Origin of the sequence: Streptomyces hokutonensis (genome assembly GCF_042751305.1) — a bacterium.
Taxonomy (GTDB): Bacteria; Actinomycetota; Actinomycetes; order Streptomycetales; family Streptomycetaceae; genus Streptomyces; species Streptomyces hokutonensis_A.
The window spans coordinates 171,894-185,200 of record NZ_JBHYWD010000019.1 but is presented as its reverse complement, the minus strand read 5'-3'; the positions used below and the strand labels follow the sequence as shown (position 1 = coordinate 185,200).

General features: G+C 69.2%; 10 protein-coding genes and 2 pseudogenes. 5 read left to right on the top strand and 7 right to left on the bottom strand.

Annotated elements, in window-relative coordinates:
• Positions 1 to 111: pseudogene (araD, locus tag ACFXC1_RS37905) on the top strand (L-ribulose-5-phosphate 4-epimerase); the annotation flags it as partial.
• A 134-nt stretch (positions 112 to 245) separates the two neighbouring features.
• Here the strand turns inward: araD and ACFXC1_RS37900 are convergent.
• The 5 genes from ACFXC1_RS37900 to ACFXC1_RS37880 all read right to left on the bottom strand — a co-directional run bounded on the left by ACFXC1_RS37900 (position 246) and on the right by ACFXC1_RS37880 (position 6,784).
• The gene (locus ACFXC1_RS37900) at positions 246 to 476 is read right to left on the bottom strand and encodes a hypothetical protein (RefSeq protein ID WP_381251585.1); all 231 of its coding nucleotides are present in this window, start codon (positions 474 to 476) and stop codon (positions 246 to 248) included.
• An 817-nt stretch (positions 477 to 1,293) separates the two neighbouring features.
• Complete coding sequence (locus ACFXC1_RS37895; protein WP_381251583.1) at positions 1,294 to 2,985, bottom strand: CocE/NonD family hydrolase; 1,692 nt, start codon at positions 2,983 to 2,985, stop codon at positions 1,294 to 1,296.
• A gap of 103 nt (positions 2,986 to 3,088) precedes the next feature.
• A complete protein-coding gene (locus ACFXC1_RS37890; RefSeq protein WP_381251581.1) occupies positions 3,089 to 3,967 on the bottom strand; it encodes an alpha/beta fold hydrolase in 879 nt (292 codons plus the stop codon).
• A gap of 531 nt (positions 3,968 to 4,498) precedes the next feature.
• Positions 4,499 to 5,032 carry a TetR/AcrR family transcriptional regulator gene (locus ACFXC1_RS37885; protein ID WP_381251579.1) on the bottom strand — a complete coding sequence of 178 codons (534 nt, stop codon included), beginning with the start codon at positions 5,030 to 5,032 and terminating at the stop codon, positions 4,499 to 4,501.
• A gap of 534 nt (positions 5,033 to 5,566) precedes the next feature.
• Positions 5,567 to 6,784: an acetyl-CoA C-acetyltransferase gene (locus ACFXC1_RS37880; protein WP_381251577.1), complete on the bottom strand. Its 1,218-nt coding sequence runs from the start codon at positions 6,782 to 6,784 to the stop codon at positions 5,567 to 5,569.
• A gap of 487 nt (positions 6,785 to 7,271) precedes the next feature.
• Here ACFXC1_RS37880 and ACFXC1_RS37875 point away from each other — a divergent pair, with 487 nt between their 5' ends.
• The 4 genes from ACFXC1_RS37875 to ACFXC1_RS37860 are packed head-to-tail and all read left to right on the top strand — an operon-like array spanning position 7,272 to position 10,625.
• A complete protein-coding gene (locus ACFXC1_RS37875) occupies positions 7,272 to 8,417 on the top strand; it encodes an acyl-CoA dehydrogenase family protein (protein WP_381251575.1) in 1,146 nt (381 codons plus the stop codon).
• 42 nt (positions 8,418 to 8,459) lie between these two features.
• Positions 8,460 to 9,197, top strand: a complete 738-nt coding sequence (locus ACFXC1_RS37870; protein WP_381251573.1) for an SDR family oxidoreductase — start codon at positions 8,460 to 8,462, stop codon at positions 9,195 to 9,197.
• 16 nt (positions 9,198 to 9,213) lie between these two features.
• Entirely contained in the window at positions 9,214 to 9,963 is a 750-nt protein-coding gene (locus ACFXC1_RS37865; protein ID WP_381251571.1) for an SDR family NAD(P)-dependent oxidoreductase, read from the top strand.
• Between the two features lie 35 nt (positions 9,964 to 9,998).
• A complete protein-coding gene (locus tag ACFXC1_RS37860; RefSeq protein WP_381251569.1) occupies positions 9,999 to 10,625 on the top strand; it encodes a TetR family transcriptional regulator in 627 nt (208 codons plus the stop codon).
• A gap of 458 nt (positions 10,626 to 11,083) precedes the next feature.
• Here the strand turns inward: ACFXC1_RS37860 and ACFXC1_RS37855 are convergent.
• Both ACFXC1_RS37855 and ACFXC1_RS37850 read right to left on the bottom strand, forming a co-directional pair.
• Positions 11,084 to 11,488, bottom strand: a pseudogene (locus ACFXC1_RS37855) (MFS transporter); the annotation flags it as partial.
• Positions 11,489 to 11,830: 342 nt separating this feature from the next.
• Positions 11,831 to 13,297, bottom strand: coding sequence for a class I adenylate-forming enzyme family protein (locus tag ACFXC1_RS37850; RefSeq protein ID WP_381251567.1), 1,467 nt, complete (start codon positions 13,295 to 13,297; stop codon positions 11,831 to 11,833).
• Positions 13,298 to 13,307 lie beyond the last annotated feature (10 nt).

Below are 13,307 nucleotides of genomic sequence, written 5' to 3'. Positions count from 1 at the left end.
GCACTGTCCCCCACCGCCCCACCACCCCCGCACCTCCTGGCCCGCCACTACACCCGCAAACACGGCCCCGACGCCTACTACGGCAACCCGGCCCCCGAACCCGCCAGGTAAATGCGGCCCCGGCCCGCCGCTACGGAGAAGACGCGAAGGGCTGGAACCACCCGCACCTTGCTTAGGCCCAGACGGTACGTTCGCCGGGCCGGCGAAGGCGTGCCGCCGTCCGTCCGGGCACCGCCCCCGGCTTCTCACCGCGCACACGTGTGGCCGTCGCGTACCTCCACGACTTCGGGACCTGGTTTGAGGCTGTCGCGGAGCAGGGCTCCGACGCGGCGGGCGAAGCCCGGGCCCGGCAGAGGGATTTCGAAGTCGTGGCGGAGGTAGCCGATGTCGACTGCGGTCGGCAGGTAGGCCATCGAGCTGGTGACGGCGGTGGCCCGGTGGTGGGTTGTGGCGAGCTGGCGCAGGACACGCAGCATCGTGGTGGGGAACTTGCCGAGGGGATGGTTCGCGGGTGCCCATTCCCCTTCGCATACCGGGGTCTGGGTGAAGGTGTTGTCGGTGGGGAGGGTGGCGACGGCGGCCTGGGTCTGCCGCTCCCACCACTCCGCAATGTCGTCCTCCCCGAAGTCCCCGCCGGCACAGAAGCCAGTGGCTCGGCTCGGGATGTTGGACGGGGTATCTGATCAAGCTGTGGTGCGTGGTTATGGCGGTGGCCCTGCCAACCCTGAGTCACTGATAGTGAGATCCCTGACCGCGGTGCCGTTGTCGGCCTCGGCGCTGATGATCTGTTTGTCCAGGGCTTCGATGAGGGTGATGTCGAGGGCGTTGCGCCGCTCGGGACGGTTGAGCAGCAGCCACCGAACGGTGCCGCGTTGCTCGACGAGCAGAGGTTCGGTGTCGGTGAACGTGGCTCTGGGGCGGCGACTTCGGTGCGCCGGCGATTGCGCAGCCGGTAGCGCTGGGTCTTGCCGCAGGGGGTCTTGGGCAGGACGTCGATGAAGTGGATCGTGGCCGGCGTAGCGGGCCTTGGCCAGCAGCTGGAGTCGGTGGCCAACTCTGGCATCAGATCGAGCAAGCGGGTCACTCGTGCCCCCTTGGCCCAGGACCTCGCTGCCGTACTCCACCGGATGGCCGCGGCCTCTGGATCCGGCCGCATCATCGCAGGCCGGTCGAGCGGAACCTGGTCGGTCTGCTGACCGAGGAATCTTCACCGCGGCGTTTGCCGAGGGGCAGGCGCCCGTGGGAGGTCGTCGCCTCCGCCGCAGGATGCCTGCCGCCCTTCGACCGAGATGGCTACGTCGGCACCCTCTTGCCCACCGGAGGCACCACGGGCAGGACGATGCGGGAGGGCCGGGCGGGGTCGTGGAAGACCTGCTGGCGGGCCACGCGGGCCGTGGTCGCGTTCTCCTCGGGTTCGCCAGTGTTGAGGTTGCGGTCCCAGCGGGGGAAGTTGCTGGAGGTGACCTGGACCCGTATGCGGTGCCCTGCCCGGAAGACGATGCTGGTCGACCACAGGTCCAGGACGTGCTCGGCCGGCTCACCCGGTGTCGCCCGTACCCGCACGATGCCGTCGGTCACATTGCGGGAGACGCCGTGCTCGTCGACGTCGCACAGCCGTGCCACCCAGTCGGTCGAGGGTCCGTCCGTGGCCGCGAAGAGCACCGCCCGGACGCGGCCGGTCACCTCGATGTCCTCGGTGAGGGGTTCGGTGGTGAAGACCAGGACGTCCTCGCGCGCCTCCACGTCTCTCTGGTCGAGAGGCCCGGGACGGAACTCGTCGGACATCAGCAACGCGCCGCCGGTGGTGGGCACCGGATCCGTCGGATCGTAGGTGAACTCATCGGCCTGCTCGGCGACAGCGGGCGGCTCCCGCGTCAGACGTCCGTCGGCGCGCAGGTGGAAGTCCGTGTCCACGGCCCGCGACAGGGGCCATTCCGTCTCCTCGCGCCACTGGTTGACGCCCATGACGAACAGCAGCACCCTGCCCGTGTCCGGCTCCAGCGCCTCACCGTCGCCGATCGTGCGCTGGAACCAGTCGAGCTGGAGGCCGTGCAGGGGGCCGCGCATGCCCATGGAGGCGGAGTTCGCGCCGAACCCGAAGTTGACGTCGCCGATGACGTGCTGCTGGTTGGAGTGACTCCACGGACCCATGATCAGCGTGGCGGACCGGCCGGCGCGGCGCATGGCGGTGAAGTTGTCGAGTGTGCCCTGGGTGAAGATGTCGAACCAGCCGCCGACCTGGAAGGTGGGCAGGTCGACCTCGTCGTGCCGGCCCGCGACACGGCAGGACCGCGCCCACTCGGGCTCCCGCCGGGACCTCTCGTAGCCCAGCTCGGGAAGGTCGTGCCGGACGAACGCGGGGAACCGCCCGGCGGGCAGTTCGCCGTAGCCGCCGTCGGCCAGGCCGTCGAGATCCCGCACGAGCCCGCCGAGACTGCCGCCGAGCGTGGCCGGGTCGGTGCTGTGCCGGCGCATCAGCGCGTCGGCGCCCATCATGAGGGACCAGGGCGCGGTGATGCCGAGTTCGATCGCGCCGCCGCGCGTCCACAGTCCGTCGTCCGGTTCGGACCACGTGACCATCGGCGCGATCGCCTTCAGCTCCGGCGGCTTGGACAGCGCCGCCATCCACTGGGTGTTGCCGAAGTAGCTGGCGCCGATCATGCCGACGGAGCCGTTCGCTCCGGGAAGGGCGGCGGCCCACCGTACGGTGTCGTACCCGTCGCTCTCCTCGTACGTCCACGGCTCCCACTCCCCCTCGGAGGCGAACCGGCCGCGGGTGTCCTGGAGGACCACCATGAAACCGTGCCTGGCCGCCGCCAGAGGATCGAGGAGGGCGATCGCCAGGGCCATCTGCTTGCCGTACGGCAGTCGGCTCAGCAGCACCGGCCACGGCCCCGTCCCCCCAGGCCGGTAGACATCGGCGCGCAGCACGGTGTCGTCACGCATCTGAGCCGGAACATCGAACTCGATCTGAATCTCTGCCACGCGCTGCTCCTTTGCATGCACGACGCTGTCAGACACATGCTCGAACCTGGCCCCCGTCCCCCACTACACCCGAACGGGGGTGACTACAGCGCCCTCGGGGCGGTCAGGCCACCGCGTTCAGCAGGCCGGCCAGCAGGTCGGGCCGTTCCAGGGCGATGAAGTGGCCGGCCTTCGGAACCTGCGTGAACTCGGCGGCGGGCAGCAGGTCCTTGTTGGCCTGCCGGTCCGAGGGCCTGGACCAGTCCTTCTCGCCGTAGACGAGGTGGACGGGGGCCTTGACCTCGGGGTAGCGCGCGCGGGCGGCGATGAGGCTGGGCATGTTCTGGTACACGGCCCGGGCGACGGTCGGGTAGCCGGGGCGGCCGCCCACCCGGAGGAGTTCGTCGAGGTAGTCCTCCCGCAGCGCGGTCTTGTCGACCAGCCCGCCCTGCAGGATCCTGCGGACGACGGGCTTGGGCTCCACCCCGGCGACCACCGGGCCCACCCCCGGAGTGAGAACACCGGCGACCACCACACGGGCGATAAGACTGGAGCGGGCGATCCCGCCGGGGAAGTCGTAGGTGTTCACCGCGACGACGCGCCGGACCCGCTCGGGCAGGTCGGCCGCGGCGGTCAGGGCGAGAACCGCGCCCATGGACTCCCCGACCAGCGTCACGTCGTGGAGGTCGAGTTCGGTCAGGAGGCGCTCGACGCCCGCACGCATGGCCGGCTCGTCGTACGACGCCCCGGGCACGATCTCGGAGTAGCCCATCCCCGGCAGGTCGAGGGCGTACACGGTGTACTGGTCCGCGATCAGCGGGATGAGGGAGCGGAAGTGCTCGGCCTGGGTGCGCACGGTGTGAAGCAGGACCAGCGGAGCACCGGTGCCCGCTCTGAGGTAGCGCAGGGTCCCCTCGCTGCTGTGGCGTCCTGCGCGCGGGGCGATGGTGTGGCTCGTGGTTCCCGGAATGTGGATCGTGGGACGTGACTCTGAGCTGGGCATCTCGCTGGCTTCCCTCTGTGTGAACTGCTGCGGACAGGCGATTCGGACAGGGCCCGCCCGAAGGGGGCGTGACCACGGACCAGCCCTTGGATTCGTTGAAAAACCGACCGGTTTCCACCACGGTAAACCGATCGGTTTCCTGGCGCAAGGCGGAGGTTGCCGCCCGTAGCCATAGGGTCAGCGCACAGGAGAGACGCGAGGATGCCATCCGCAGGGGTCGCCGATTCCGCACTCAAGGGCTCCCACGGCACGCCTGAACACTCCAGCCGCAGGTATAGGGCCACACCGCCGTGACAGCCGCCGAGGCCCAGGGTGACGCGGCCGAACGGTCCAGGCCGACCAGAGGAGGCCCTGGGGAACCGCGCACCCGCCTTGGGTGCTGATGCCGACGAGACGACGGCCTTCCTGACGCGCGACACGTCCGTCAACACCCCTACGACCACCGGACTCCCCTCGACCACAGGGAATCAGGGGCGGGAGCCATCAGCCTGGGGAGGGCACGGTCACGGCGCCTCCCCGAAAGGGGATGCGTCATCGTATGCCGACCGCATCGAGCAGGGTGATCACGGTGGGCGTGACGAGCCCTGTCAGATTGTCGGCTCCGATCCCCGCGCGGGCGCCGGCCCCGTCGAAGACCACGCCGAGCTGCCGGGCCAGCAGGCCGGGATGGCTTGCCCCGCCCCGTTCGGCCTCGGCACGGAAGAAGGCGGTCAGATTCTCTTTGACCCGATGGGCCACCCGGCTCGCAGGCTGGCTCTGGTCTTTGAGCTCGATCCGAGCAGCCAGGTACCGACAGCCCTGGAAGTCGGGCGTACCCGCCCGCTCCTCCATCCGGTCGAAAACATGCAGGATCCGCTCACGGGGTGAACGGCCGTCGTCCGCCGCCGGCGGGAGCCCGGCCGCGAAGGCGGCGGCGCGCTCCTCCAGGCTCGCCGCCAGCAGTTCGTCCTTGCTCTCGAACAGCTGGTACATGGAACGCTTCGACACCCCCGCCGCCTTGCACAGCGCCTCGACGCCGATGCCGACACCGTCTCGATAGGTGAGCGTGGCCGCCGCCTCCAGCAACCGCTCCCTGGCACTTGGCTTCACTTCGGTGGTCGTGCCGCGAGGGTAACTTGATGTGGCCAAAATGAAAAACCGATCGGTTTACATCCCTTTACCGGGCGATCTTCGCGCCGCCCACGGGTCGAGCGGGCATGCGAGTACGGTTTCCGCCACGCCCGGACACGGTCTTCTGAGGCTTCGTCCGGGCGGGGACGCGGTGCAGCCCCTGACGGCCACCCGTCACCCCCGAAGCCGGAGAGTGCGGCCGCGATCAGGCCGCCGGTCATCCTCACCCAGCCCCTGGCCAGGCTCGCGCCCACGGGGCGCCGTTGTAGAGAAACTCTGCCGCACGCTCGTGCTCTGGCGCCGTCTCGAGACGTGCCCGGGCTCGGGAAGGGCCCCGTGACCGACCCCCTACAGCGTGCCGTCCAGGGATTGCCAAAGGCTGCGCCGGCCCGCTTCGGCGAACGTTCGGCCTGAGGCGGCCGCGGTCGATCCGGCCACTTCGCGCAACTGTATGGATCTCTGCGCGTGCCGGGACCGACAAGCTACGTCCTAGGCGAGCCGCTCGATCAGCATGGCCATGCCCTGCCCGCCGCCGACGCACATCGTCTCCAGGCCGATCTGTTTGTCGTGCGCCTGAAGGTTGTTGATGAGCGATCCGGTGATCCGCGCTCCGGTCATCCCATAGGGGTGCCCCAACGCGATGGCCCCGCCCGAAACGTTGAGCCTGTCCTCGTCGATCTGCAGCGCCTGCGCAGAGCCGAGCACCTGCACGGCGAACGCCTCGTTGATCTCGACGAGGTCGACGTCGCTCATGGTCAGGCCTGCGTGGTCGAGTGCCTGACGGGTGGCCTCGATGGGGCCGAGACCCATGATCTCCGGCGAGAGAGCGGTCACGCCGGTGGAGATGATCCGGGCCAGCGGCTGCAGGCCGAGTTCACGCGCCCTGGCATCGGACATGATGACGAGGGCCGCCGCTCCGTCGTTGAGCGGGCACGAGTTGCCGGCGGTGACGGAACCCTTCTCACGGAAGACCGGCCTGAGCGCGGAGACCGCATCGAGCGTCGTCCCGGGCCGGGGGCAGTCGTCCGCGGTCACGATCGAGCCGTCGGGCAGGGTGATCGGGGTGATCTCCTTGCGGAAGTGACCGCGCGCGATGGCCTCCTCGGCCCGGTGCTGCGAACGAACCGCCCACCGATCCTGCTCTTCGCGACTGATGCCCGTGAGGGAGGCGACGTTCTCCGCGGTTTCACCCATGCTGATGTACACGTCGGGCACCAGTCCCGACTCGCGAGGGTCGGTCCATGCCTCGTGGCTCGCCTGCTTGGCGGCCGAGCGTGCCTGAGCGACACCGAACGCAGGATTCTGCGTGTCCGGCCAGGAGTCCGAGTTGCCGTTGACAAACCGGGACACGGCCTCGGTGCCCGCCGAGATGTAGGCCGAACCTTCGCCTGCCTTGATCGCGTGGAAGGCCATCCGCGTCGTCTGCAGCGACGATGAGCAGTAGCGGGTCACCGTGGTGCCCGGCAGGTTGTCGTAGCCCAGTTGGACCGCGACGTTGCGCGCCAAGTTGAAGCCCTGTTCGCCACCGGGCAGGCCGCAGCCGAGGATCAGGTCTCCGATCTCGTCGGGGTCGAGTCCCGGGACCTTGGCGAGCGCCGCAGCGATCACCTGGGTGGCGAGATCGTCGCTGCGCATCTCCTTCAGCGACCCCTTGAACGCCCGACCGATCGGCGAGCGGGCGTAGGACACAATCACGACTTCGGGCATCTGAGTGCTCTTCTCGGAGATCCGGTGGTGGGTTCTGTCCGGGCGAACGGCTCCCAAGCTCCGGCAGAACAGGGATTACGTCAGCAACGTAGCCACCCGAAACAGGTACCCCGTAGGACGATCGCGCCTCGCCGTGGTACGTCCGCGCCAGACGGCCCCTGCCCGTTTCGCCTTGGTCGGGTACCACTGCGGAGCGAGCACGCCGCCGATCCGCGCCTGCCTGCGGGCATGGCCGCCCATCACCCCGCTCAACCCAGACCCGTCAACACGGTTGACCTGTTGGGAGTTGATGGGGAACCGCCGGCGTACTCCACTGCGCGCAATGGAGGACCCCCGTGGCGTACGTCATGTCTGGCTACCTCGCAGACGGGGTTGACGGAATCGACCCGCCTAAGAAAACTAAGCACTCGCATAGTTACTATGCACTCGCTTACTTCCGATTTCCTGCTTCTTACTTCCTCTTTCCGGCGAGCGACGAGGAGCTCCTGTGCGCCGTACTGTCTTCGATGCCGACCACGAGGCCTTCAGGAGCTCCGTCCGGGCATTCGTGGAGCGCGAGCTGCGGCCGCGCCAGGAGGAGTTCATCCAGCAGCGGGCGATCGACCGCGCCGTATGGAAGGCCGCTGGGCAGCAAGGACTGCTCGGGCTGTTGATACCGGAGCAGTACGGCGGCAGCGAGGCGGGCGACTATCGCTTCACCGCGGTGCTGCACGAGGAATTCGCCAGGCTGTCGGTGGCATTCGCCTCCTCGTTCACCATCCACTGCGAGGTCGTCGCCCCCTACCTGGTCGAGCTGACCACCGAGGAGCAGCGTGAGCGCTGGCTGCCGCGGTTCTGCGCGGGCGAGCTGGTCACCGCGATCGGTATGACCGAGCCCTCGGCAGGTTCCGATCTTGCGGCCCTGCGGACCACGGCCGTACGCGACGGCGAGAACTGGACCCTCAACGGCTCCAAGACCTTCATCACCAACGGCTTCGGCGCCGACCTCGTGGTCGTCGCCGCTCGCACCAGCCCGGAGAAGGGCGCCAAGGGCATCACGCTGTTCGCCGTGGAGACGGACATGCCCGGTTTCGAGCGCGGGCGCAAGCTGGACAAGGTCGGTCAGCACGAAGCCGACACCGCCGAGCTGTTCTTCCACGACGTACACGTCCCGGCCGCCAACGTCATCGGCGAAGTCGACCGCGGCTTCATCCACATGATGGAGCGGCTCCCGCAGGAGCGGATCGGTGCCGCCGTGCTCAACCTGGCCCACGCCGCGCAGATCCTGGACGAGACGCTGGAGTACGTGAAGGAGCGGAAGGCCTTCGGCCAGTCCGTCGGCTCCTTCCAGTACAACAAGTTCCGGCTGGCCGAGATGGTCACCCAGATCGAGGTGACCCAGGCCTTCGTCGACCAGTGCGTCGCCGCCCACGTCACGGGCCGGCTCTCGGCGGTGGACGCGGCCAAGGCCAAGTGGTGGACCGCCCAGGTGCAGAACGAGGTCCTCGACGCCTGCGTCCAACTGCACGGCGGGTACGGCTACATGAACGAATACCGGGTCGCCCGAGCCTGGCAGGACGCCCGTGTCACCAAGATCTGGGCCGGCTCGAACGAAATCATGAAGGAACTCATCGGCCGCGACCTCGGCCTGTAAGGCCCATGGACACGGACACCACTATCCGGATGGGAGCGCCCGATGGGCAACCTCAGCTTCGATTTCACCGGCCACACCGTGATCATCACCGGCGCGGCCCGCGGCATCGGCCTCGAACTCGGCCGGCACCTGCGCACTTCAGGCGCGGACGTGGTCCTGGTCGACCGAGACGAGGACGAACTCCGCGCGGCGGCGAAGGAGTTGGACGCTCTATGGGTGGCCGCGGACGTCGCCTCCAGCACTGACGCGGAGCGTGTCGTCGCCACCGCGCTGGCCGAGACCGGCCGCGTCGACGTCCTGGTCAACAACGCCGGGATCCTGCGCGACGGCGTCCTGTGGAAGCTCACCGACGACGACTGGGACGCCGTACTGGCCGTCCACGCGGGCGGCGCCTTCCGCTTCACCCGCGCGTGCGTCTCCCACTTCCGCGCGCAGAGGTACGGCCGGGTCGTCAACGTCACCTCCTACTCCGGTCTCCACGGCAACATCGGCCAGTCCAATTACGCCACCGCCAAAGCCGGGATCATCGGCTTCACCCGCACCGCCGCCAAAGAGCTCGCCCGCTTCGGCGTCACCGTGAACGCCATCTCCCCCAACGCGGAGACCCGAATGGTCTCTTCCGTCCCCGCCGAGAAGCGCGCAGAGCTGACCGCCGGCATCCCGATGGGCCGCTTCGGCGACCCGAGCGAGATGTGCGCGGCTGTCGCCTTCCTCGCCTCCGAGGAGGCCGGCTACATCACCGGTGCCGTGCTGCCCGTCGACGGCGGCCTGTCCATCTGACCTCTCTGGAGCCCCTGTGAACATCCTCGACCGCTTCCGCCTCGACGACCGCGTCGCCATCGTCACCGGCGCTTCCTCCGGTCTCGGCGTCGCCTTCGCCCAGGCCCTCGCCGAAGCCGGGGCCGACGTCGTCCTGGCCGCCCGACGCACCGACCGGCTCGCCGACACCGCCCGCCTCGTCGAGGCCACGGGCCGCCGCGCCCTGTGCGTCAAGGCCGACGTCGCCTCGCCCGACGACTGTCATGCGGTCGCGGCGGCCGCCGCGGACTTCGGCCACGTCGGCGTCCTGGTCAACAACGCCGGCGTGGCCGATGCGGTCCCGGCCAGCCGGGATACACCGGAGCGCTTCCGGCGCATCATCGACATCAATCTCATGGGTGCCTACTGGATGGCCCGGGCGGCAGCCCGAGTGATGACCGGCGGCGGCTCCATCGTCAACATCGCCAGCGTCCTCGGCCTGGTCAACACCGGCCTGCCGCAGGCCGGCTACTCCGCCTCCAAGGCGGGCCTGCTCGGTCTCACCCGCGACCTGGCCGCCCAGTGGAGCCACCGCAAGAACATCCGTGTCAACGCCGTCGCCCCCGGCTACTTCGCCTCCGAAATGACCGCCCGTCAGGGCGCCGACGACATCGTCAGCCGCATCCCGCTTCCCCGCACCGGCGAACCCGAGGAACTCGCCGCCGCCGTGATCTTCCTCGCCTCCGACGCCTCCAGCTACGTCACCGGCACCACCCTCACCGTCGACGGCGGCCTCGTCACCAGCTGAGCAGACCGACAGACGTGATCCGCAAGAATGGGCGCGTGACGACCAGCGCAACCGACGACCTGTGGGGCGAGGCCGGCCCCGGCTCCCGGCGCATCCTCGAGGCGGCGCTCACGGCCTTCGCCGCCCGCGGCTACCACGGTGCCTCCACCCGCGACATCGCCGCCGCCGCCGGGATGAGCCCGTCGGCCGTCTACGCACACCACCGCACGAAAGAAGACCTCCTCTACGCGATCAGCCTCGCCGGCCACCGCAGCGCACTGACCGCAGTGGAACGCGCCCTCGCGGAAGAGGTGACGGCGGTCGGCCGGCTACGGGCGCTGGTTCACGACTACACCGCCTGGCACGCCCGCCACCACCTGCTGGCCCGCGTCGTCCAGTACGAACTCGGCGCACTCGCGCCGGACCACCGTGACGAGATCCTCCGGCTCCGCCGCCGCACCGAGGAAGTGGTGCTCGACGAGATCGCGGCCGGCATCGCGTCAGGGGCGTTCCGCACCGAGGACCCGGGCGGTGTAGCGCTGGCGGTACTCTCCCTCGGCGTCGACGTCAGCCGCTGGTACGCCCCCGGCGGCCACCACACACCCGTCAGCCTCGGCCGCCGCTACGCGACGCTGGTGCTGGCCATGCTGGGCACCGACCACCGGTCCGCGACCGCAGGCTGACGAACGACGTCGGCTCTCTCAGAGCACGGCCACGTCGTGCTCGGTCAGACACGGGCGCCCCGGTTTCCCGGAGAAGTCGAGTACCCAGATGTCGAGTTGGGGATGGTCGGCCTGTCAGACCTCCCTGGGTACGCCTGCGTCGCTCCGGCAGTTCGAACCCACGCCTCCCGGCGGCGCTCGGCGCTCCGGTGCGCCCTCACTGTCGGCCCCGGATCGACACAGGTGACGATCTCGCGCACTGTGCCTATCGGGGGCTCGGCCGATCCCGCCGGGGCCGCGACGCCGGACGCCTGCCTTTGGATCGCCGCTGTCGGGAGACCAGGCGTCCTCAAGGCCAGGCCCTCGATGAAACATCAAGGGCATCGAAGCGGACCGCGTGACAGGCGACCGGCCACCGCTGCGCGGCTCGGTACGGCGCCTGCACCGCCGGCGGGGCCGCTGTGAGCGTCACCCGGTCGGGCGGGTAAGCACCCTGCTGCTCGGCACCCCCTGCAGGCACGCGCCGCGAAGAGCAGGCCGGGGCCCGTCGCGGTGCCGCCAGGGCGGACGCTGCCGCGAAGCCGACCGGGCCCACAAGGAAGGTCCGCTCGCGTCCGACCAGGTCGGCGATCCGACCGCCCGCAGGCAGGCTCCCGACCGCGAGCGTGTATGCGGTAATCACTCGATGGCGGCTGTCGTCTAACGCCCCCAGTCCCCGCCGGGCCGAGGGCAGAGCGATGTTCACGGTCGTGGTGTCCAAGACACCATCGGCTGCGCGAGGGCGATCACGCCCAGGCCCACCACCGATCCGGATCAGGAGACAGCTCGTCCGATCGGGCGTCGGCGGTGGCAGACGTTCTGCCGGAGGTCTCACCGGCTCGCATGCGCTCAGTCCGGGTGAGCCGGCTCCTGACCGCTTCCGCGCCATCCCGTCGTGGGCGTCGCGATGGCCAATGTGCGCTGCCAAGACGCAGGCAGGGTCGTCGGTCGCGCAGGCCGTGGTGAGTTGCGGAGGTCGGACGCGGCGCGGGACATGGAACCGTTCGTCAGATGCTCGCCCCTTGCCTCTCGGTCGTCCATCCGCACGAGCATGCCCCTGAAGCGTCACGCCGGTCCCTCCAGCCAGCACCTTCGAAGGCGATCGGGTGGTGGGAGGGAATCTCGCCCCGCGGGCCACCCGACCTTCGAAGATGGCGAGCCCTCGATGACCGGGCATCTGCTGGTGGTCAGTGGGATGACAGGGCTGCAGCGTGAGCGACCCGCAGCGAGGGCTTGTCGATCTTGCCGACGGCGTTCTTGGGGAGGGCGTCGACCACGAAGAACGACGTCGGCCGCTTGTAGCCACTGAGGTGTTGCGCAGTCAGCGCTTCCAGAACCGCGGGGTGGACGGTCCTACCAGGCCGCGGCTGGACGTAGGCGACCACCACCTCTCCCCACTTGTCGTCAGGCACACCGATGACGGCGGCCTCGAGGACGGACGGGTCAGCCGTGAGGACGTCCTCGATCTCCTTGGGGTAGATGTTCTCGCCACCACGGATGATCATGTCTTTCGATCGCCCGACCAGGGTCAGGTAGCCGTCCCCGTCCAGGTGGCCCACGTCGCCGGTGTACAGCCAGCCGTCCACGATCGTCTTCGCCGTGTCTTCCGGCCGGCCGAGATAGCCACGCATGACGTTGGGGCCGCGCACGATGACCTCACCATCCATGCCGGTCGCCAGCTCGTTGCCCTGCTCGTCGACGATCCGGATCTCCTGCCCCGGGACGACAACCCCCACGGTGCCCACGCGGCGCGGACCCGCGACGGGATTGACGGTGGAGAAGCAGGTTCCTTCGGACAACCCGTAGCCCTCGATGATGGGGAAGCCGTACCGAGCCTCGAAACGGACCGGCAATTCGGCGGAGGCGGGTGCCGCACCGCATGTGCCGAAACGCAGCGAGGACGTGTCGGGTCGAACATCGGCCGGCAGCGCCTCGAGCATGTTGTAGATCGTGGGCACGGCACTGAAGTAGGTGGGCCGCTCCCGCTCGACGAGATCGAAGAATGTCTTGGGGTCGAATCGGTCAGTGATGAAGACACTGCCGCCTGCCACTAGTGGCATCAGCACGCTGACCACGATGGCGTTGACATGGAAGAGCGGCAGGATCAGCAAGCAGCGGTCGGTCGGCCCGGCCTCGATCGCCCGGCACCCCATCGCCGCCATCGTGTCGATGTTGGAGTGGTCGAGCATCACGCCTTTCGGTACGCCCGTCGTTCCGCTGGTGTAGATCAAGAGTGCCGGCGCGGTCGAGTCCGGCTGCGGCGTCGGACCCGACCCCACCGCCTCTCCGTACAGCTCGTCGACGGCCAACATGGCGACGCCTGCAGCGGTCGTACCGTCCTCGACGACCAGCACACGGGCGCCCGAGTCGTGGAGCTGCCGCGCGACCTCACCCTCGGTCTGGCTCGGATTGACCGGGGTGACGGTCGCCCCGAGCCGCCAGGCCGCGAACAGCAGAAGCACGAACTCGACGCGGTTCCTCAGCTTGAGCGCCACGACATCGCCGGTACCGATCCCAAGGTCCTGAAGGTGATGAGCAGCAGCCCGGACACGGGTCAGGAACTGGGCGTTGGTGAGCGACTGACGCCCGTCGGCAACCGCGGGCCCATCCGGAGTGGATGCGGCGCGACGGTCGGGCAGAGAGGCGAAATTCATGGTGAGGTCA